The following is a 22170-nucleotide window of genomic DNA, read 5'->3' on the forward strand; positions in this document are numbered from 1 at the left end:
ATTTTATACTTATTGATTAATCTTAGAACTCAGTTCACATCAAACAGCCAGTCTGGGATTTTCATACAACATCGTGTATTATAATAAGTAATACATATCCAATATAAAAATCCTCATGGGGGTGACTGCAAATTCTCCATTATATCCACAACATCTATAAATACTAATAGCAGTAAGGTAAAATACCTAATCACCAGCGCACTGCCCTACATCAACGGCATCAAACACTTGGGGAACCTTGTAGGTTCTATTACTGACAGAATGACAAAGATAAGCGAAAGCGTGAATTTTGATGCTTTGTATCCAGGTCATCCAATTAACATTATTCCACCACTGTTTCTTGACACTCCCCCTACTTCGCTTCGCGGTCATTAGGGGGATTCTTGGTTCATCCAGCCGACTTATTTACACTTGTTTCCAAGTCTAAACAGAGGTCGTTCTGTCCCCAAGCTTGAGTTCCTGTATGCCCTACAGTACTTAATCCTTTAGCCAAAATATTTAGTGCAGCGTTCTCGTCCCGACATAACTCAGCACCACAAATACATTTATGAGTGCGAGTTGACAGAGTTTTCTTAACTTGCCTGCTACAAGATGAGCAGTTAATACTTGTATATTGTGGAGCTACAGCAACAGTTACTTTGCCATAGATATTTCCAAAATATTCAAGCCAACATCGAAACTGATACCAAGCTGCGTCACTAATACTTTTGGCTAATTTATGATTTTTAACCATGTTTCTCACTTGCAAGTCTTCATAGGCAATCAAGTCTGCCGACTGAATAACGCACCTTGCTAACTTCACAGCAAAGTCTTTACGCTGCCTACTGACTTTCAAGTGAATTCTCGCTAATTTATCCTTAGCTTTTTTGTAGTTGTTAGACTGCGGTTGACCCTTACGGAACTTTTTCGATACTCGTTTTTGTAGTCTTTTTAATGCTTTTTCTGACTTCCTTAAAAAACGAGGATTATCTACTTTATTTCCATCTGAATCAGTATAAAAGTGGGTCAACCCAATATCTCAACCTACTGCTTTTTTACTCGGTTCTACTTCAATCTTTCTATCAACTGCAATGCAGAATTGAGCATAATATCCATCTGCGCGTTTAACTAAACGAACACGCTTAATATCCTTGATTTGATAGAAATGCAAGTCATAGGTTCCAACTAGCTTTAGTTTTCCAATTTCAAAACCATCTGTCAGAGTCAAGTATTTCCTATCCTCTGATAATTTCCACCCTGTTGTTTTGTATTCAACAGAGTGTCCACGCTTCTTGAACTTTGGAAAACCTTTTTTACCCGAAATCTTACGAGTGCAGTTATCGTAGAACCGAGCAATTGCTGACCATGCTCTATCTGCTGATGCTTGTCTTGCCATTGAGTTAAGCTTATTTGCCCACTCAAAATTTTTAGCAAGTACTTTGCAGTATGAGCTTAAGTCATATTTTCCAATTTTCTTATTATCCATCCAGTGTCGAATACAAGAATTGCGGATAAACAGAGCAGTTCTGATTGCTTCATTAATCAGACTATATTGCTGCGGTTTACCTGCTAATTTTAACTAGTATACTAACATAGACAATAATTAAGTTACGCTACAACGAAGTTGTATTAAAAGAATTTGAATTATTGTTCAGTTTTTCTAATAGTAGATAGAACTAACTTATATCTAAAAAATATTGTGATTCCCACAGATTATTATTATATTAATTTGCGTAACAGCTAACAGAGAAACGCAACTATGTACACCTTAGACAAGGAACAACTTGTTAAAAATAACGCAACCGAGCCTAAGATTTCCTATGCTGAGTGTCCTTCCCCGGAGCAACAAATTTGGTATGCATTGCAAGGGGCAGTAGGGATTGTGCTGTTCACTCTGTTAGCTTTAACTACATCTTTTGTTATTTGGTGTAAGTTTTGATTGAAGGATTGGGGATCAGGATTCAGTTACCAGTTATCAGTTATCAGTTATCAGTTAACACCAATACACCTGATAACTGTAGCCTGCGGCAAGCCGCTGCGCGTCTACACTGTTCACTGTTCACTGATTAAGTCCCTAATCCCTCAGAGACTAATTTGCTTGCAAGGGCGCATCCAAAACTTTCTTGATGCGATCGCGTGTTTCGAGTATGTGCGCTTTGGTATATTCGTCGTCAGAGTTCACGTTTGCCAGTTTTTCATCTAGTTGGCGAATTTTATACCAAGCTAGCGTGCGAGCATCTTCTGGAACGTGTTTTTTCCGCAACACCATACTAGTTAACATATCCAGATATTGCCGCTGTAAGCCACGACGCAAGCTAGAAATCTTGATATTCTTGTCTTTGGATTTTATTACTTCCGTCCAAATACCTTCTTGTAAAGTATCAAATAATTCAGGTAGTGACAAAGCTTTTCCTGTTTCAGTCTTAAGTTCGATATCCTTGAGGCGGGAGAGGCGATCGCCAGAGAGCAAATCCGATAAAACGATACTCTGCACAAATAATACTAAATCGTGAATCGGGTAATCTAAACGACCAATGCGAGGACTGCTACCCCAATGCCGCCAGCGTGAAGGTGCTAATTTATTCAATAAATCTGGTGAAAAATTAAAGGCGTCTTCAGCAAAAACATACTTTTGCAGCATTGCTAGCGCCTGCCGTTGTTTGTCTGCTGGCACGGGTTGAAACGGTAATTGTCCTTGGTTGTTGCCAGCATGAACTCGGAAGAAAGACTGTCCGCCAATATATTTTGTGGCGTAGTAGATGTTTTGGAAGTAATTACCGAGGACAGTACCAAACCGCTCTCTGACATCACTATAACTTTCTCCTTCAACCGGAAAGCGTTTGTCCAAACGTCCCCACATTACCCGTGCATTATCCAATTGCCACTGCGAGTAAACAAGGACATTAGCGCTATTATCCCAAGCATCGGCAGTGGGATCTAGATCGTACACATCCTCATCGGTGGCATAACTATACTCAGGTTTGTAAGATTGCTGGGCGATTTTATCTAAAAATGGTTTTTCAGCGTTTGTAGTTGCTGCCGGGATTGGTGTATATCCGTACTCAATTGCCCAGCGATCGTAAGGCCCTACCATATTAGGAAAATAATCTCCCTGGTTGCTGCCTTGGGGGGCGATATTCGGTGGAATATAGTCCATTACAGATGAAACCAGACCTTTTTGGCGGGTAATTTCTGGATTGTTCAATTCCTCTGGTGATAAGAAGGTGCTACCACGGAAATTGTGCCGCAATCCCAACGTATGTCCAACTTCGTGGGCGATGATCAAGCGTAAATATTGATGAATATATTGTTTCATCTGCTCGTTAGTAACAGGTTTGTCTGACAACAGTGACATTGCCACAGAACCATAGGCAAATTGGTTAGCAGCTTCCATGCCATAACAAAGGTCATACTCCCCTGCTAGTCGAGATAATCGTTTTGTGATTTTCTGTTGCAGTTCCTGCTTTTGGGTAGAAATTTCGTCGCTTTTTGCTTCTAAACCATTGGCGCAAAGCAGGCGATTTTGCATTAACGCTGTTAAAGAAGTTCGATTTTTGAATTGATTGGGTTGGATGATTTGGCGATACTCACTCTTGAGGGCGCGGATAAAACTGGCATCTACTAAAATGGTGGCGTTTAAAATTTCTCCTGTTAACGGATTGACACGAGATGGCCCCATGGCAAAATATCCATCTACCGTGTTAATCCAGCGAATAGTGTTGTAACGAATATCCGCAGAATCCCATTTGGCGTCATTCGGCATTTGCTGTACTTGAATTGCATCCTTAAATCCCGCTTTTTCAAAGGCTGCATTCCACATTAAAACGCCTTCTTTTATCGTATCGCGGTACTCTAGGGGAACGGCGTTATCAATCCAAAAGACGATTGGTTTTTTGGGTGGAGAAATATCAGCCTTGGGATCTTGTTTTTCTAGATGCCAGCGATTGATGTAGCGGACAAAAGGTTCTTTGCGCTCCTCGTCGGATAAGTCTTGATAGGCAGTAATGAAATAGCCAATGCGATCGTCTGCCAAGCGAGCTCGGTAATTGTTGTCTGGTAGTTGAGACAAACTATAGTGAACGCGCAAGGTAAAGCCACGACTATCAGCTAGGGCTGTAAATTCCGGCTTTTCGTCTTTACCACCGCCAGAGTAATTGAAAACTGATTCTACTTCAATATTTTGTGGAAATGCTTTAGCATTACCAAAATAGGAGTTGTCTGCACTGCCTGAGAGTCCCAAACTAGCGGACAATCCTGCTAGATCTGTAAGTAGCAGTTCACTTAAATCGATGAGAATAGATTTGCGCTGTGGATGAATGCTTTTAATCTCAATACTGTACAGGACTGAGTCACTAAATGACCGGGCTAGCGATCGCGCTTGGGGATCTCCTTCATGAGTACGAAAATTGACATTACGAACAATAAAGTTCAACTTGTTGTTTACCTGTTGGAAGTAAAACAAAAAATCTTGCAAAGGCATTCCGCTATAGATCCCAGCTTCACCAATACCTGATTCAAGTGTCGCCGTAGCAAGATAATTTTTATTCAGTTGCTCTTGTTTAATCTCTAAATAAATCTTATTCTTTTCCTTATTTCGGTATAGGGTAAATAATCCTTCTATTTTTTGAGTATCTTTTACGACTTCACTAAATGCTTCTAAATCGTCCTTTTTGGTCGGTTTGGAACTAGAATTGGGTTTTTCTGGTTTATCTTTTACTGGCTGATCGGGATTTTTCTCGACTAGCAAAAAGGGTTGTTGCCCAGCTTGTTTAGTATCTTTACCCACCCAAATGAAAGGTTTTTGCTGTAATTTTTGGTTGCGATCGAGAGCCCACACTTTTGATCTCGCCCACTGAGGAAGTGATTTGGAAGACACACTTTCAGAAGACGCGGACAATCTCTCAACAATATTTCCCGTGTCACCACCTCCCCGCGTCCCCTTGTCCCCCTGTCTCCTTGTCCCCTTGTCCTCTTTCCTAGCTTCCATAGAAACGCTGTTTGACACTAGTTCAGTGGCAAGTAATTTGGTGTTAACAGTTAATATTCCTAGCAATAAACCATGTAAAGCGATTACATAAAAAGTTAATTTGTTCATCGAACTGCCCTTGACTCGTTTCCTATATAAAATTTCTGTTATCTTCAAATCTCTATATAAAGACTGATTACCAATTTCCTCACTCTACTGCTGGCAGATAACAGCACTATAAAGCTGTCTAAATATAGACAGTAGGTTTTTTATATCTGTTATCACTAACGTTCTTTAGCTTTATTACATTTTTTTTCAGCTTTGTTGCACTTCTTTACTCTAGTACTTTTGCCAATAATTGCGTCTGTAGCAAACAGTACGTATTATTTGTACATCTAACTAGAAAAATTGCTGGCAAAATAGTATAACAATTTAACCAGAATGATTGAGGTTACCAAACTACAAAAAACTTTTCCAGCAGATATTTTTAGTGTAAACAGAAGAACTCAAGTCGAGCAAGATTTTAATTATAAAAATGTAACTCAAAATACGAATTTTTTTTATGAATGAAAATCGTTTTAGCTAATGAAAACTTCTTAAGTTAACTCTCGGTTATTAAAATCATTGATTGTATTAATGGATACAAGTATGGCACGGTTATCTCAAGTATGGAAGCGTTTGATAACTTATGTCAAGGGATCGCATATACAAGCTGATCGGACTCAAAATAATAGCAGAGAATTACCATGTCCGGAAAAGTTGCAACAAAGCTTAGAAGAGTGGGCAAAACTTGATAGTGAGTCGATTTTTAGAATAGGCGATCGCCAATTGCACGAGCAGATATATGATTTGATGGGCAATTGTGCGCTCAAGCCATATATTGTAGAAGCAGTAATGCAGAAGCTAATTGCTCGCGAACAATTTTGTCCGGTGCTGTTATTCCAGCGCTTAGAAAATTTTTATCGCCGCTGGTGTCAAGGGGAATTTATCGATGCTGCGCCTACAGATAACTTGCCGCAGCAAAAGATGTTACAGTTACAAGCACAAAATATTGCGATCGGGCTGCGCCAAGTAGATATTAATACAGGATTAAATGTATTAATTTTGCTGTTAGAGTTACACCGCTATGGGCAACAGCAAGATCACCTGAAAGAAAAAATAATTTTTTATCCCTCTGGACAACGACATACAGACAACTTTTTTACATCGCAATTACTTAGGGTAATCAACTACAGCGATGCCATTGAAATTGGCAATTTTAGTAATGTTGTTGGCGAATTTCTCAAAGGAGGTAACTTTAGCGGTGCTTACCTTGGTGATGCTGACCTAACAGGTGTCAATTTCAGTGGTGCCAACCTCAATGGTGCTTACCTTGGTGATGCTAACCTGACTGGTGCTAATTTTAGTGGTGCCAACCTCAATGATGCCAACCTTGGTGATGCTAACCTCAGCAGTGTGAATCTCAGCGGTGCTAGCCTCAGAAGTATTGACCTTAGTAGTGCTAACCTCAGTGGAGCCAACTTCAGTGGTGCTGACCTTTGTCGTGCCGATCTCAACAGCGCCGATCTCAACAGTGCCAACTTTAGTGGTGCCGATCTTAGTCACGCCAATCTGACTGGTGCCAACCTCAGGGATGCCAAACTCAGTAGCAGCTATCTCAGCCATGCTATCCTTTTCAGTGCTAATCTCAGCGATGCGAATCTTAACGGCGCTAATCTTAACTATGCCGATCTGTGCCGTGCCGATCTCAGCGGTGCTAACCTCAATCATGCCACCCTCAAAGGCGCAAACCTAAGCGACACTATCCTTTTTGGCACCAACCTTAAAAGCGCTATTCTCATCGCTGCTGACCTAAGTTATGCCAAACTCAATGGTGCAAAACTCCACGGTGCTAACCTGCAAAGCGCAATTCTCTTAGGCGCAGATCTCAGCGGCGTAGAGCTCGGTGGCGTCATTCTCAATGAAGCCGATCTCAGCGGTGTCATTCTCAATGAAGCCGATTTAAGTGGTGCTGACATCAGCGATGCCATTCTCTTTGGTACCGATCTCAGTTACGCCAACCTCAGTAGTGCCAACCTCAGTGGTAGTAACCTCAGCGGTGCAATCCTCTATGGCGCAGATCTCAGCCACACCAACCTTAGCCAAACAATTCTCGGTGGTGCTGACCTTAGCAACGCTAACCTGGAGAAAATGACTTGGAGTAATTACCTTGAGTAGAAGGGTGTGCGTGGTTTGGATAAAGCCGTGAACGTACCAGAAGGGTTAAAACAGCAACTGGGGTTGAGGTAAAACTAGAGGGAAAATGATACTTTATAAAGCATTGGGATTTTCTCCCAACTCCCTTAACCTAGCAGCTAAACGTTCGGCTCTTTGGTGTTCGGCTTCTTCTGGTAAAAGAACTAAATTGCCAGCTTGATCGTAAAAACGCAACCACAATGCCGTCTCCCGTTCTATTGTTCCCTCCCAAGTTCCCAACCAAAAGCCCAAGGTCTGACACCAAAGCCATCCCCGTTCATTTGGCACTATAGACTGATAACGAAGGTTAGCATCTAACCGCCATCCTTGCAGAGAATTGGGTTCAAAGGGGTCAAATACAAAGTAATCCCTTGTCCTAAAGACGCGCTCGTAAATATCTTTTTTTGTCCCCGTATCAGCTTCAGCAGTCGAAGGTGACATCAGCTCCACAATTACATCCGGGTAACGACCGCCTTCTTCCCAAACCACCCAGCCTTGCCTAGATTTAGAACCATCAACATCCAGCACCACAAAAAAATCTGGCCCTCGAAAATCGCGGTTACGAACTTGGGCACTGCTGTAATAAACAAACATATTGCCCCCCGCAAAGAAATCATTGCGATCAACCCAAGCTTGCTGCAATGACCGAATCAGGATACTCATGCCAATGCGGTGGCGATTTGTTTCCAAAGGTTCTCCATCATCAAAAATTAAATTTTGTGGCGGCGTAGGAGGCTGAGACATCGCAACAGCCGTTATCTGAGATATGTTTTCAAAATTCCTCTCACTTGCCATCACGCCAACCCCGAACAGTTGATTTATTGAATAATGTAGCTTTTATGCTCATTTAAAGTCTATTCAAAACTTTAGTTGAAAGTTGTTGTAGTGATTAGCTACTATAACTCTATTATGCTGAATTATCCAACTATAATCCCTAATACAATTACCCAGGAATTAAAGCGCTATTCACGCCGACATAGTGCTTTTTGCATTGGTTTATATAGTTATATTTGGGTGGGTGCAATGGAGTTTTGGGCTGATTTAGCCTTTGAACTCACGCGGTTGAAGCTTCATAAACTCCCCTACCCTATTTTCAGAAAGATTTACATGCTATGACTTTTATCCAGTCTAATTTTTAGCCGCTTTGTCACCCCGTCAGTTGCTGGCCTTATTTTGCCGATGATGTTTGTCTGCCGTTTCCTTTTCCGTTTGCAACTTTAATCAAAGAGTATGCGGTTAATGCCAAGGATATAGTGGAACCAAAGGATTTGGAAGAATCAGAAGATTTAGAGGAATAAAGCAACTAGTGTAAATGCGATCGCTTTTATGCAGGCAAATATATTGATAAAAGCTTCTGTTAAGTCATGTACCGCAATACTTGTGTTGCTTGGACATAGTAGTTAGCCCAAGAGATTATTTAGTTTGGCGATCGCGCTAAACAGACTTTAGGGTGGTGGGTGGCGACTAAGAAGTTCTTCTTCTGCCCGAATTGCCAGCATAATGGCACGGTTCATGTTAAGGGCATTAATGGTTGCTCGTCCTGTAGCTGTTAATCCAACAACTCGCACATCATCCCAACCAAAGTGTTCTTTCCATACCTGTTGACGTGGGTTAAATATTGGTACAATTTCGCCCGTCTCTGGATCTTCAACTGTTTGTCGAGCAGCTTTACGTAGCGAACACGATACGCAGGCAAGTGCTAAATTTTCTGCTGTTGTTGCACCACCTGCTACTACAGGAGTGATGTGATCTATGTGAAACGTAGCAGCCTGCCCTGCTTGGGACAAACCACAATACTCACAGTGATCGCCCGCTCTTTGAATAACTAATTGACGCAAGGCAGCGGGAATTTTTGACATTTATCCCTGCTTCATCACACGTTGCGACCTTAAGCTAAGTAGAGATAAAAATTCTGCCAACTCAACAAGTCCTTCTGCTTCTCGCCGTTCTGTTTGATTTAACTCTTCGCCTGCATCCTGACGATCCAGCAGAAATTGAAGGCGCTCTTGAACAGCTTGAGGAAGCTGAAATTGAGCCAGTTCAATAGGTATCTCAATTATCTCAGGCATATAGGGAGAAATTTTAACTACTTGTAGAGCCAGTGTAAACCAAAGTTAGTCGAGACGGTCTAATGCTGTTTACTCACCTGTTGTAAATGCGATCGCTTTGAGTGGGAATGGTAGTAATAGTACTTTTTGAATTGAATTGGCGTTGCCTATCCACGCAAGAATGTAAACGAATTCACCACTTGATCAAATGCTTTTTGGTAGATAGCGTCATTATTTCCGTAGCCAGTCTTCCCAAATGTAATAACGATAATGTTAGAACCATTGGGACTTTTGAAGACAACGTGCTCATTCTCGTATAAGCCACTGGATTGGAAGGCGATCGCTTTTTGTCCGGCAATTTTTGTATCTTTGAATGCACGAGTTACGCCAAACTGATTACTTTGTTGTACCCATTTCTGCAATGGCAACTTTTGAGGGTTATTCGCTACTGTGACGCTGACATTTGCCGGATACTCTGTTCCCCCTTCATATGCTCCCGAACGAATTTTCTTGGCGTGTTCTTGAGTCCAGATCTGAATTGCAGCTAACGGAGCATTATTACTAGAGGGTATTTTTGTTTTATCATCCACCACAAAAATATTAGGAGGATAACTAAACTGAAACCCAAAGCGATCGCTTTTGTAGATGGCTTTGTCTTGGGGAACGGGTTTTGGAGTAGATGGTTTGGATGGAGAAACCTCTCGATTGGAAGCGGGACTTGCTGGCGAGGAACTAACTATTGGAGATTCAGGCTGGCAGGCGATCGCACCTGCTACTACCAAGCCTAACGCAACTGAATGCAAAACCAATTTTTTCAGTTGCCTGTAGTTAACTACCATCATTTACTCCTCTCCAATATGTGATTCTGTAGCTTCTATAGATTCAACGTTTACAAGAGCGATTCCATAGTTTTTTGACTTTTCCGCAAAAGATTCAATATAAATGCCATAATTAAGCCAATTCAAGACGTAATGAACCTTTTCTTGGCTACACTTGAGCATTTAGCTTCGTTTTCGCAGGAAACAATGGCACTTCCAATATGTTGTAACGATACGGAGTGTGTCCAATATGAAAAAAATTCTGTTTTTGCTTCTGCTTAGTGTCGTGTTGATACGTCCGGCAAAGGCTCAGGATACGGGTATTGGAGTGGGACTGAGCTTTGATGTCGAATACATCATGCCTCAACGGTACAGAGATCCTGGTGGTAGAACACGGGCATTGTTTCCAGTCAAATATGTCTGCGGCGAAACACAACCCACCGACAGGCTAGTACCAGGTACTTATAGGACTGTGATCAACGTGCTTAACCTGAGTACGTTTGCTACTGAAGTTGGTTGGAGGTTTTCCTCAGGATTTGGCAGACCTGGAATCGTGGGTGCTAGGGCGAGAATTGAGAGATTCGGCTCTTTCTTCATGGACTGCCCGTTTATCATTCGTAATCTCCAGAGGGCGGGCGTGGAAGTCGGTTCGTTCATCGAGGGATTCGTCACGATCGAGGATCTGAACGATGCCAGGACAGAACGCACACCCACGAGAGTTGCAGCGACATACTCGGTGTTGCACAAACAGGTACACAACTTGCCTGACTTACTGCCAATTCAAAGAGAACGGACATGGTGTCGGCTCGATAACCAAGGACGCCTAATTGTAACGATTAGGAATCAGGGAGAGGCTTCTGCGCCTTTATCGATTACAAGGGTTGCAATTGATGCAGGTGCGTCTTTTAGTAGAATCACGCCTACGCTTGCGCCTGGTTCACAAGCTGACCTCGCACCGATTCCTCTACCGAGTGGTGAAGACACGGTTGTATTCACCATTACTGCGGATGCCCCTGCTGCCATCCGCGAAATGAATGAAACTAATAATAGTGCGATCGGGGTATGTGTGTTGGTGGAATAGACATCTCCAAAAAACTCCCAAAGCCAGTCTGAGCATTTGGAGACTAAGGGATAAATCTTCAAATTTCTACGTTATATTTTTTAGCAATCTCACGTAGTTTATCTAACTGGTCTTGTGATGCTTGAGCTAATTTCTCGTCTACGGGTAATGTATTATTCTTGCCTTTTGGAGCTAAATACTTGACGTAAAGAGAAATAAAATCAACTACGATAGGTATGCCTTTGAGAGCATTTTTATCAGCTTGCGTTCCTGCTAATAAAGCTGCTAAACCACCTTCAATTGTATTTCTTGTCGCTTTGACGAACTGATCGACAAGTTCTTCAATGTAGTAGGCTCCTTCCAGATCCTCTAGCTTTTTCCGATCTGGAGTGAATTCGTATCCAGCTGCGATCGCCTGCTCAAAAATACACCAGTCTGTAAATTCTTTCAGTGCTTCTTCTGGAAGACGAGAAAAATAGTTGTGCAATTCCAAATCAGACATTAGATTATCTTGTGACATTCTTTCACCTGAAGATGTAGAGATTTTTGGAAGAGTGATGTAACTATGAAGGATGCAAAACTTTACGAACCAATTAACACTCTTAAGTACGTTGATGAAAATATCTGGATTGTTGATGGGCCGATTATCCAGATGCAAGCCTACGGTACTAATATACCTTTTCCCACACGCATGACTGTTATCCGTTTAACTAACGGTGATTTGTTTATCCATTCGCCAACACACTTAACTAATGAACTGAAAGCAGAAATTGATGCGTTGGGAAGAGTTTGGCACCTGGTTTCACCGAATAAAATTCATTATGCTTACATTGGACAATGGGGTGAAGTTTATCCTGATGCGATCAAATGGGCATCGCCAAGAGTGCGAGAGCGAGCCAAGAATATAGTTTTTGATCGGGATTTGAGTGAGGAACCAGATTCTGCTTGGGCAGAGGAAATCGATCAGGTAATTGTTCACGGTAGCCGCTTTATGGATGAGGTTGTTTTTCTGCATAAGCCGTCTCACACCTTGATTCTTGCCGACCTCATCGAAAATTTTGAAGCTGACAAGATTGGTAAAAAATACGAATTATTGGCGAGATTAGGTGGCTGTCTAGATCCTGATGGAAAAACTCCCTTTGATTTGCGACTCACTTTCTGGGGACGCAAAGCCCAGACGCGAGAGGCTATCCGCCAGATAATTACATGGGAACCAAACAGAGTTATCCTTGCCCACGGTCGTTGGTATCCTGAAAATGGCACAGAGGAACTTAAGCGTGCTTTTCGCTGGCTGGGTAAGTTCTAGAAATTACGCTGTCCGGAAACGTGCGAGTTCTTCACCCGTCTTGGCATCGTGGGCGTGAACGGTACACACCAAACAGGAATCAAATGACCTTGCCACATGACCAACTTCTATTGGATCGGTTGGATCGGCAATGGGTATGCCAATCAAAGCTTCTTCGATCGGGCCGCGCTTTTGTTCGGCATCACGAGGCCCCACATTCCAGGTTGTAGGGGCAATGACTTGATAGTTCTTAATCTTGCCATCTTCTAGTTCTACCCAGTGACACAGAGAACCTCGCGCTGCTTCTGTTGCACCCCAACCACGTCCATCTTTTTCTTTGGGTTTGATATACCAGGGATCGTTTAATTTGAACTCACGCAAACAGCGTTCGGCTTGGCGATACAATTTCACAATTTCGTGAACTCGTGCCAATTGACGCACATGAACGCTGGGGCCACCCATGCGCTTGAAGACATCTAAGATAAATCCGTCGTAGTGCTGCCAAGATTCGCCATGCCTACCACCCGCTACCAACTGCCGCGCTAAGGGGCCTGCTTCCAAACGTCCGTAGTCTATATGACGTACTGCTGTTGACCAAGAATATGAGTTATTGAAGTCTTTGTCATTCTTTTGGATCGGGTTAGTAGTGCGATCGAAGGGGTGAATGTCTTCTGTGCCTTCGTCATACCAAGAGTGAGTGGTATTCTCGCGGGCAAAGGTATGATCCATCAAGGTATGAGTGTCGCTGATACTGTCATACACTCCACTCTTCATAATCATGGCGGCATTTCGCCCTTCTATCGTTGGCTTTTGGTATCTATCTTCATGAGGTAAATATCCCCAAGTCACATATTTACCTACACCGCCACCAAATTTATCTAGACCAATATCTAAACCCATGCGCCAATAAAAACCCAAGTCAGACTGGCGATGATTGCGGTTTTCATGCAGCCACGCCATAAAGTCATCATAGGTTTGGATTTGTTCGTAACGTTCCAATGAACAACCCAACCATATTGGTTCTAACCAATTGGTACGGAAATATTCCAGGATTGACCAAGCACGGGTGATGTCTGTGAGGGTGGGGGCGCACATGACGCCACCGGGAACCATGTAACTAGAATGAGGCCATTGACCGCCTAAAAGAGCATAAATTTCGACTGGTTTGGCAGAAATTGTGACACCGATTTCATAATGCTTACCAGTGAAGGCTGCAAAGCGACGGACAGCTTCGCTATAGTAGCGGCTATGCTGGTATTTTTGATGAGTCAAATCAATCGCAAATAGCCCGTAGAAATAGCGGGGTATGCTTTGAATTGTTTCAACAAGTTGACCGAGATTTCTTGCCAAAATCGCATTGCGCGGAACTTCTGTTTCCCATGCCGTATCTAGTGCCCATGACGCACAAGTCAGATGAGAGCCTCCACAAATACCGCAGATACGAGGTGTGACAATTAATCCGGCTTGGGGATCTTTGCCGCGCAGGATAACTTCAAATCCTCGAAAGAGTTCGGCATGAGTCCAAGCGTTGACTACCTGCCCATCTTCAATTTCAACTCGCACATCTAAATCGCCCTCAACTCTACCAACGGGCGAGATGTCTAATGTTTGGGTTCCCATTCTCCTCTCCTTTTGGTGATTGGTTTGTAGTAAGCACAAAGAGTGCTTACTACGAACTACACTGTAAAAATATCTTCATCTGCCCAATCTGGTGCTGCATCTTTGGCGACTACTGTGAGTAAAGCATATTCTTTTTTCTTCATGCCTGGCGGTATTTCTTTAGGAACCCCCATTACTGTTTGTGTTTTAAATACTGTTCCCGGTTTGAGATCGTAGAAGGGAAATTCTGGTTCGGTGCAACCTAAACAAGGCATTCCAGCGCGGGTTTTAGAAGAAACGCGATTCCACAAAATCCGGTTGCAGGAAGAATGAGTCATAGGGCCACGACAACCCAAGTCATAGAACAGACAACCTTTACGCTGACCGAATTCGGCGGTTGTGGCTTTGTAGGCAAAGTGAATGTTGCGGGTACAACCTGTTTGGGTAAAGGTTTTAAAGAAGGTTTGGGGACGATTGAGTTCGTCAAGGGTGATATCATCTAAACGACCTGTGGCGATCGCAACTAATATCTGCGTTATCCAATCGGGATGGGCAGGGCATCCGGGAATATTAATCACGGGTAGTCCAGCTTTGGATTTGTAATCTGCCCCTAAGAAGCCACCCTTTTGACGTTTGAGAAATTGCAATCCTTGGGATTCACTAGGGTTGGGTGCCATTGCGGGAATTCCACCCCAAGTAGCGCAGTCACCCACAGCTACCACAAACTTAGCTACTTTTGCTAAGTCGTTCACCCAATTTTTCATCGGACGGTGGGCAAAGCGGTTCCATTCTCCCGTACCGTTGGGAGCATTAACTACTGTACCTTCAAATACCAAAATATCTAGGGGAATTTTGCCGAGAACACAATCCCACAGCATTGCTTGCAAACTGTCCCCTAGCTCCAGTCCCAAGGAAGGATGCCACAGTACCTTAATACCGAAATCGGCAATTAAATCGCAAACAGTTGGTTCTTCAGCATTTAAAAATGACATGGTGTTGCCTGAACAAGCACCACCTTGTAGCCAGATTACGTTAGTCATTGGCTGCGCATTTGTGTTGTTTAAAATACAAAACTTAGGAAGTTTAACAGTGTAGTGGGTACTGGGTGTCAGTTATCAGTTAACAGTTATCAGTTAACAGTTAACTGATTGATTCCCCGATCCCCAATCCCCTTTACTATCAATGGCTTTTCGTTTCTATTGTAGACATTTAAATAAAAATTAACGTATTTATGAAAACTAAAACAACATAATATTCTAGTTTAAATGTTATAGTAAATACATTATATAAAGTACAAATAACTGTTTTATAATTACGTATTTGTTAGCTCTGCAAAAGCTAAAAGTCTTTTTTTAAAGTCAGTGCAAATATATATCCAAGTTAGATTACCTAAAATCAAATATGAAAAAGATACTCTCACAAGTCAAGGCTTTTTTAAATTTTAAATATGATGAGTATTGAATCAAGCAGTAATTATTACTTAATACTTAGGTGTAAACTAAAAACACAGATCCCCGACTTCTTTGAGAAGTCGGGGATCTTACGATATTATTTAAAAATGTAAGTCTAGTAACTAGATTTTTAGTTGCATTTTATTTTATATTAAAAGTAGAAAAGCTAAGGTGAATTCAAGAAAATTGACGAAAAGTTTTAGTAACAATTTAGAGATTTACTGAGAGCCTATCTGACAGATGAGCGGCTAAAAAAGCCACAATTTGTATAAGTTTAAACATTATTTGTAGGTAATCTGGCTAAAGATTTTGGTTGATTACTAGTTAGCATAAAGTTAAAAGCTGCCTTCCTACTTGCGACTCCACATCTGACATGATACCAACTATTACTGATGCCGCAGTGAAAGCAGCGATCGCTGCTATTGCCTCTGAATCAGCATCAACAAAAGACAAAATTGAGATGTTGATTGAGATGGCACATGGTTTTGTGAAAAAGCCGAAAACAGCTCAAGATTTGTGGAATGCGATCGCGCTATACGAACAGGCAGAAGAATTATCTGGTGAAGATTACCCACTTTTGAAGGTGCGGGCGAAAGTGGGGATAGGAGGGGCGCTGCGGGCAATCCCAGATGGTACAGAAGAATTGCTGCTGCAAGCGAAAGCGACTTACACAGAAGCTTTGCCGATATTGCAAAAGTTGGCATCTCCGGAAGAAGTTGCCGAAGCCCAGATGAACTACGGCTTGATATTGCAATCTTTAGTGCCGTTAAATTTGGCAAAGGTAGTAGACAGCATTCAGGCGTATCAAGAAGCCTTGCGGGTATTTACTTGGGATACATATCCACAGGAATATGCAATCTTACACAACAATATAGCGATCGCTTACCTTTCCATGTCTAGTGGTTCGCAGCAGCAATATTTGTTTGAAGGCTTGGCTGTACAGTCTTTTGAGGTGGCGCTCAAGCGAATAAACCTGATCGAACACCCTAGAGAATATGCAATGTTGCAGAACAATTTAGGCAACGCATTGCAATACTTACCATCTGCCCATCCTGTAGATAATTTAGTGCGGGCGATCGCAGCTTACAACGAAGCATTAAAAGTACGCAACTCCAGAGACACACCTTTAGAATACGCCAACACCATTTCTAACAAAGCCAACGCCTTATTCAATTTACCCGATGATTTGGAGAAGCCAGAAATCGGCAATCCTAAAAATCTCTTACAAGCGCGTGGATATTTTCAAGAAGCCTGGGAAATTTTTACACAGTACGGACAAATAGAGCAAGCCGAAGTTGTAGCCCAAACATTGCAAGAGTTAAAGGTTAATGGCTAATAGAATATTGTAATTATCAATGAAAAATATGAGGAGAATAAACAATGACTGAGGTATTTACAAGTTTAGCAGGTAATGACATTAATTTAGTTACAGTTTTGATTTACTTAGTAATAGCAACTGTATTATCTCTAGTAGGTGGTGCGATTGGTGGCATTTTATTAGCGGGTGAAGAATTAGGTAATCAGTTTGCTGCGATGATAGGTGGATTATTTGCCCCTGCTGGTGTGATTCCAGCGATAGTATTAGGATTAATTTTACTAAATTTTTGTCCTAAATTTTAGGAGGTTTCATGTTAGAAATAGGCTGGTTTTCTGCCAAATTATTTCTTAAAGGCAAACTAATACGTGAGCCACAATATTTTTGGCGGCAAGTTGGAATTGGTACTAGTATAAGTTCACTACTACTATTTTTACTTTTACTCTTGAAATTTCCGCTTTGGCTAACAGTGGCGGCATCTAGCTTAACAACGGGTACTATTATGCCGTTTCTACTCAAAGATTTCAAAATGAAGTAATTTATTAATTACTAATTGTCATAGGGATTAGAAACATACGGCTAATAAAATTCGCAGCTACACAAACCAAGTTCGCCGATGTGGATTGATGTTGAGCCTGCGGAGGCAGGATTTATTTTTATAGCCCCAGACTTCCAGTCTGAGGGCAATTATAAACAATAACAAAAATATAATGGCTACTCTTGAGGAATTGGTACAAGAAATTAGTCGATTTGAGGCAATTATATCTGAGTGGGATGAAAGCAAAAGAGGCGTAGCTATAGGGTTGAAAAGGGCAATAGAAGAATTGCATAAAGAAGTTTTAACCCGCTTAATCAAGAGTATAAAACAAGAATCAATGCCAGCACTGCGTAATGCCGTTAAGGATGAGGTAGTCTACGGTGTATTGCTTTATCATGAATTAGTAAAACCACCAAAACCACCTTTAACAAAACGTATTCAACAAGCCTTAGATGAAGTGCGCCCAAGTTTGAAAAGTCATAATGGTGATGTGGAATTAGTAACTATTAAAGAACCAGATACAGTAGAAGTTAAGCTAATTGGTGCTTGTGGTAATTGCCCTGCTTCAACATTAACTTTATCTCAAGGAATTGAACAGACGATTAAAATGTATTGTCCAGAAATTACTAATGTAGTTGCCGTTAAATAAAGGCTAAAAGGTTAACTTCTCTTAAATAATGAATAGCCGCATCCAAATTACTTCCAAATCGAATTTCCAAACTCAAGCAACAGACATTCCTCAAAATTTTCCTCTTTCATCAGAAGGTGCAGAGATAATTTTAGGAAGGATGATAGCACCAGGAGAATTGGCAACTCCTCTTGCACCTAGTAGTATTGAAATGTTCGGCCCACGTGCAGCTTGTTTAAAATCAGAAAAAGGGCTTTTGTGGGTGTCGGATACGGGACATCATCGCTTATTAGGATGGCGGAATATACCTACTCAAGATAGCCAACCTGCTGATTGGGTAATTGGGCAACCAGATTTTCATAGTGAGGGACAAAATGCTAAAGGTACACCAGGAAATAATACTTTTAGTGTGCCGACTGGCATTTGTTATTGTGGAGAAGGAATGGCAGTAGCAGATGCATGGAATCACCGCGTTTTAATTTGGAAAAAAGTACCAGAAGACAGCAATGTTCCAGCAGATTTAGTATTAGGACAAGCTAATTTTAGTGAGAATGAACCAAATCGGGGTAAGCAAAAAGCAGAAGCAAATACTCTGAACTGGTGTTATGGAGTTTTCTATCACAATGGGCGGTTATTTGTAGCTGATACAGGTAATCGGCGCGTGTTAGTTTGGCATCAATTACCAGAAGAAAATAGTCAACCGGCAGATTTAGTTTTGGGGCAGCCAGATATGACATCACGCAATGAAAATGGCGGCGGTACTCCTTCCGCATCGAGTATGCGCTGGTGTCACGATATTACCTTTTGGGTAGACAATCTGGTTGTGACTGATGCGGGAAATAATCGTGTGATGATTTGGGATGGAATGCCCACAGAAAACAATACACCTTGTACTGTAGTATTAGGACAAAAAAGTTTTGATGTTGTTGAAATTAATCAAGGAGTTTATTTCCCAAGTTCTAGCAGTTTGAGTATGCCTTATGGTGTGGATGCTGCTGGCGATAGGTTGTTGGTAGCAGATACTGCTAATTCTCGAATATTAGGTTGGAAAAAGCCTGAGTCTATTTTATCTTTACAAGAAACTGCTGCGGATGCGATCGCCGGACAAAATAATTTTCTAAGTAAGAGTGAAAATCGTGATTTTGGGCAACCGAAGCGAGATAGTCTAAGTTGGTGTTATGGAATCAAGATTTGTGGTAAGACGGCGGTAATTGCTGATTCGGGAAATAATCGAGTTTTACTTTGGCAATTAAGATAAATATTTATTTTCTTAAATAAGAAAGTTTTCATGAAACAAACCACAAAGTACACGAAGTACACAAAGAAAGAACGCATATAAGAAATTAGTAATTTTTAATCAAGATATTTAAATGTTTTGGGGGTGAGATTCTGCAAAATGACTGTTGAAGAAATTCGAGTGCGAGGTACTGTTCAAGGTGTAGGATTTCGCCCTACTGTTTATCGTCTGGCAAAAGCCTGCGGTTTGCATGGCGATGTTTGTAATGACGGTGAAGGCGTCGTAATTCGTGTATCTGGAACTGATGCATCTATAGAAGAATTTATTCGCAAATTGCAGCAAGAATGCCCACCTTTAGCAAGAATTAATGAAATTAAGCGCAAGCGTTATGAAGGGGAAATTTCCTTCGATGATTTTGTGATTTCTCACAGCGTTAGTAGTGTGGTAAAAACAGAAATTAGTCCCGATGCTGCCACTTGCGTGCAATGTAAAGAAGAAATTTTTGATCCTTACAGTCGCTTCTATCGCTATCCCTTTACCAATTGTACGCATTGCGGCCCCCGTTTGAGTATTATTCGTGCCATTCCTTACGATCGCTGCAATACGAGCATGGCTAGTTTCAACCTGTGTGCGGAATGTACTAGAGAATATGATGATGTGGAAAATCGCCGCTTTCATGCTCAACCTGTAGCTTGCCACGTCTGCGGCCCCAAAGCAACTTTAGAACGTAGCGATCGCAAACCAATTACAGCTTCGATGTTTTCTATGCTGGATGATGTCGATGCTGTCTGTACGTTGTTACAAAGAGGCGAAATAGTTGCCATTAAAGGTATCGGTGGAATTCATCTTGCTTGTGATGCCACAAATGAAACTGCTGTGCAAAAACTCCGCCAGCGCAAGCAACGATATCATAAACCCTTTGCTTTAATGGCGCGGGATATTGAGATAATTGAAAAATACTGCACTATTAGCGATAAAGAAAGAGAATTATTAGAAAGTTCTGCCGCGCCGATTGTATTACTGAAACAAAAGGCTTTATCTTCCCCTCTTCCTATCGCCCCATCTGTAGCACCAGGGCAAAATACTCTGGGCTTCATGCTACCTTATACACCTTTGCACCACTTAATCCTGAAGCGGATGAATCGCCCGATTGTCTTAACAAGTGGCAATCTTTCTGATGAACCGCAATGTATAAATAACGAAGAAGTACGAGAAAAATTAGGCAAAATTGCAGATTATTTGCTCCTACATAATCGGGAGATTGTTAATCGAGTAGATGACTCAGTGATACGGATAGTTGGCGAGCAAGTACAAATGATTCGCCGTGCTAGAGGATACGCACCAGCACCGATTAATTTACCACCTGGATTTAATAATTTTCCGCATATTTTAGCAATGGGTGGTGAGTTAAAAAATACCTTTTGCTTGTTACGAAATGGACAAGCAATTCTATCGCAACATTTAGGAGATTTAGAAAATGCTGCTGCTTTTGCTGCCTATCAGGATACCTTGAACTTGTATTTAAATTTATTCGAGCATAAACCAGAAGCGATCGCCATCGACAAACATCCCGAATATTTGTCATCAAAACTTGGCAAAGAACTAGCAGCTGCAAATCAAATTCAGCTTTATTCCATCCAACACCATCATGCCCATATTGCCGCTTGCATGGCAGAAAATGGTATTCCTCTAGATTCACCACCCGTATTAGGTATTGCTTTAGATGGCTTGGGTTATGGCGAAGATAATACACTCTGGGGCGGAGAATTTTTATTAGCAGATTATCGTCATTTTCAAAGATTGGCAAAATTTAAGCCAGTGCCAATGATTGGCGGAGAAAAAGCCATCAAACAGCCTTGGCGTAACACTTGTGCTCAATTAATGTCAGCTTTCAATTGGGAAGATATCAAAAATCAATATGGAGAACTAGAAATCATCAAATTTCTTGAAAATAAACCGCTCAATATTCTCAACCAGGTTGTATCAAAAAGTATTAATTCTCCCTTAACTTCCTCAGTAGGGCGACTATTTGATGCTGTCGCTGCTGCTATCGGAATTTGCCGAGAAGAGTGTAGCTATGAAGGGCAAGCAGCAATTGAAATGGAAGCTTTAGTCGATGCCAACTTCTTAAATAATCATGAAGAAACACTAAATTATTCTTTTAATATCGGCATTTTAGATAATATTTACTGTATAGACTCGCATCCTATGTGGCAAACCTTACTAAATGACTTACAGCAGCAAATCTCGCCATCAGTTATAGCTGCTAAATTTCATAAAGGTTTAGCTCAAACAATTGTAGAAATGGTTAACATTATCTGCAAACAGAATGTAATCAAAAATGTAATTTTAACAGGAGGAGTTTATCAAAATAGTATTTTGTTAGAGCAAGTTAGAAAGCGCTTACAAAAATTGGATTTGAACGTATTAACACATAGTATCATTCCCTGCAATGACGGAGGATTAGCACTTGGGCAAGCAGTAATTGCAGCTGCACAATATTATCTTTGAAAAACTCTGCGTTCCTCCGCGTTTTCTTAGCGTTCCTCTGCGTTTAAAACACTATATTTTAAGCTTTACTCAGTTTTCTTATTTTATCTCTGATTTAAAAATCTTTCTCAGTGCTCTCTGTGCCTCTGTGGTTAATTTTACTTATAAAGGAAATCAATAATGTGTTTAGGTATCCCTGGTCAAATTATAGAAATAACCGACGCAAATAACAAATTAGCTATTGTTGATATCGGCGGTGTAAAACGTCAAGTTAATATTACTTGTATCATTGATGAACAACACCCTCCAGAAAAATGTGTTGGAGATTGGGTACTAGTTCATGTCGGATTTGCCATGAACCGTATTAACGAAAAAGAAGCAGCAGAAACATTAAACTTACTACAAGAAATTGCAGAAGTTATGTCTACTGGTTAGTGGATACTACTACCTACTAACTACTGTACGGGCGGGTTTAGAAAATAAATTGTCGGTTGTAACCGAAAGATAATCAACAAAACCCG

Annotated in this window: 19 protein-coding genes and 2 pseudogenes; 11 read left to right on the plus strand and 10 right to left on the minus strand. The window is 41.3% G+C overall.

Translation table 11 applies throughout. The annotated features are described in order from the left end of the window. Positions 1-186 precede the first annotated feature (186 nt). Positions 187-312, minus strand: coding sequence for a hypothetical protein (locus UYC_RS39965; RefSeq protein WP_268744000.1), 126 nt, complete (start codon positions 310-312; stop codon positions 187-189). 76 nt (positions 313-388) lie between these two features. Further along, positions 389-1525: pseudogene (locus UYC_RS36680) on the minus strand (RNA-guided endonuclease InsQ/TnpB family protein). Between the two features lie 213 nt (positions 1526-1738). Here UYC_RS36680 and psb34 point away from each other — a divergent pair. Then, the gene (gene psb34 / locus UYC_RS0119420; RefSeq protein ID WP_016875653.1) at positions 1739-1918 is read left to right on the plus strand and encodes a photosystem II assembly protein Psb34; all 180 of its coding nucleotides are present in this window, start codon (positions 1739-1741) and stop codon (positions 1916-1918) included. A 150-nt stretch (positions 1919-2068) separates the two neighbouring features. On the opposite strand, the gene UYC_RS0119425 is transcribed toward psb34, so the two are convergent. Further along, positions 2069-5074, minus strand: coding sequence for a zinc-dependent metalloprotease (locus tag UYC_RS0119425; RefSeq protein WP_016875652.1), 3006 nt, complete (start codon positions 5072-5074; stop codon positions 2069-2071). A gap of 519 nt (positions 5075-5593) precedes the next feature. Here UYC_RS0119425 and UYC_RS0119435 point away from each other — a divergent pair. Beyond that, a pseudogene (locus UYC_RS0119435) lies at positions 5594-7234 on the plus strand (pentapeptide repeat-containing protein). Between the two features lie 21 nt (positions 7235-7255). Here the strand turns inward: UYC_RS0119435 and UYC_RS0119440 are convergent. The 4 genes from UYC_RS0119440 to UYC_RS0119460 form a co-directional block, all read right to left on the minus strand. After that, on the minus strand, positions 7256-7924 hold the full coding sequence (locus UYC_RS0119440; protein ID WP_016875649.1) for a Uma2 family endonuclease: 669 nt from the start codon (positions 7922-7924) through the stop codon (positions 7256-7258). A 701-nt stretch (positions 7925-8625) separates the two neighbouring features. Next, the gene (locus tag UYC_RS0119450; RefSeq protein WP_016875647.1) at positions 8626-9039 is read right to left on the minus strand and encodes an HNH endonuclease; all 414 of its coding nucleotides are present in this window, start codon (positions 9037-9039) and stop codon (positions 8626-8628) included. Next, a complete protein-coding gene (locus UYC_RS0119455; RefSeq protein WP_016875646.1) occupies positions 9040-9249 on the minus strand; it encodes a hypothetical protein in 210 nt (69 codons plus the stop codon). Positions 9250-9395: 146 nt separating this feature from the next. Further along, positions 9396-10070 carry a hypothetical protein gene (locus tag UYC_RS0119460; RefSeq protein ID WP_016875645.1) on the minus strand — a complete coding sequence of 225 codons (675 nt, stop codon included), beginning with the start codon at positions 10068-10070 and terminating at the stop codon, positions 9396-9398. A gap of 226 nt (positions 10071-10296) precedes the next feature. Here UYC_RS0119460 and UYC_RS0119470 point away from each other — a divergent pair, with 226 nt between their 5' ends. Next, positions 10297-11127: a CARDB domain-containing protein gene (locus UYC_RS0119470; RefSeq protein ID WP_016875643.1), complete on the plus strand. Its 831-nt coding sequence runs from the start codon at positions 10297-10299 to the stop codon at positions 11125-11127. Between the two features lie 58 nt (positions 11128-11185). On the opposite strand, the gene UYC_RS0119475 is transcribed toward UYC_RS0119470, so the two are convergent. Beyond that, positions 11186-11626, minus strand: a complete 441-nt coding sequence (locus UYC_RS0119475) for a hypothetical protein (protein WP_016875642.1) — start codon at positions 11624-11626, stop codon at positions 11186-11188. 45 nt (positions 11627-11671) lie between these two features. Here UYC_RS0119475 and UYC_RS0119480 point away from each other — a divergent pair, with 45 nt between their 5' ends. Next, positions 11672-12412, plus strand: a complete 741-nt coding sequence (locus UYC_RS0119480; RefSeq protein ID WP_016875641.1) for a DUF4336 domain-containing protein — start codon at positions 11672-11674, stop codon at positions 12410-12412. Between the two features lie 3 nt (positions 12413-12415). Here UYC_RS0119480 and UYC_RS0119485 read toward each other — a convergent pair whose 3' ends face one another. Further along, on the minus strand, positions 12416-14011 hold the full coding sequence (locus tag UYC_RS0119485; protein ID WP_016875640.1) for a nickel-dependent hydrogenase large subunit: 1596 nt from the start codon (positions 14009-14011) through the stop codon (positions 12416-12418). A 56-nt stretch (positions 14012-14067) separates the two neighbouring features. Continuing rightward, on the minus strand, positions 14068-15030 hold the full coding sequence (locus tag UYC_RS0119490; protein WP_016875639.1) for a hydrogenase small subunit: 963 nt from the start codon (positions 15028-15030) through the stop codon (positions 14068-14070). Positions 15031-15814: 784 nt separating this feature from the next. Here UYC_RS0119490 and UYC_RS0119495 point away from each other — a divergent pair. From UYC_RS0119495 to UYC_RS0119525, 7 genes are all read left to right on the plus strand, one after another. Next, positions 15815-16777, plus strand: a complete 963-nt coding sequence (locus tag UYC_RS0119495) for a hypothetical protein (protein ID WP_016875638.1) — start codon at positions 15815-15817, stop codon at positions 16775-16777. Positions 16778-16821: 44 nt separating this feature from the next. After that, the gene (locus UYC_RS0119500; RefSeq protein WP_016875637.1) at positions 16822-17061 is read left to right on the plus strand and encodes an asr0689 family protein; all 240 of its coding nucleotides are present in this window, start codon (positions 16822-16824) and stop codon (positions 17059-17061) included. Between the two features lie 8 nt (positions 17062-17069). Then, complete coding sequence (locus tag UYC_RS39535) at positions 17070-17294, plus strand: hypothetical protein (RefSeq protein ID WP_016875636.1); 225 nt, start codon at positions 17070-17072, stop codon at positions 17292-17294. A 172-nt stretch (positions 17295-17466) separates the two neighbouring features. After that, the gene (locus UYC_RS0119510; RefSeq protein WP_016875635.1) at positions 17467-17943 is read left to right on the plus strand and encodes a NifU family protein; all 477 of its coding nucleotides are present in this window, start codon (positions 17467-17469) and stop codon (positions 17941-17943) included. Between the two features lie 28 nt (positions 17944-17971). Further along, positions 17972-19180, plus strand: a complete 1209-nt coding sequence (locus UYC_RS0119515; protein ID WP_016875634.1) for an NHL repeat-containing protein — start codon at positions 17972-17974, stop codon at positions 19178-19180. Between the two features lie 138 nt (positions 19181-19318). Beyond that, on the plus strand, positions 19319-21670 hold the full coding sequence (gene hypF / locus UYC_RS0119520; RefSeq protein ID WP_016875633.1) for a carbamoyltransferase HypF: 2352 nt from the start codon (positions 19319-19321) through the stop codon (positions 21668-21670). 159 nt (positions 21671-21829) lie between these two features. Then, positions 21830-22084, plus strand: a complete 255-nt coding sequence (locus UYC_RS0119525) for a HypC/HybG/HupF family hydrogenase formation chaperone (RefSeq protein ID WP_016875632.1) — start codon at positions 21830-21832, stop codon at positions 22082-22084. Positions 22085-22170 lie beyond the last annotated feature (86 nt).

Origin of the sequence: Chlorogloeopsis fritschii PCC 6912, assembly GCF_000317285.1 — a bacterium.
Taxonomy (GTDB): domain Bacteria; phylum Cyanobacteriota; class Cyanobacteriia; order Cyanobacteriales; family Nostocaceae; genus Chlorogloeopsis; species Chlorogloeopsis fritschii.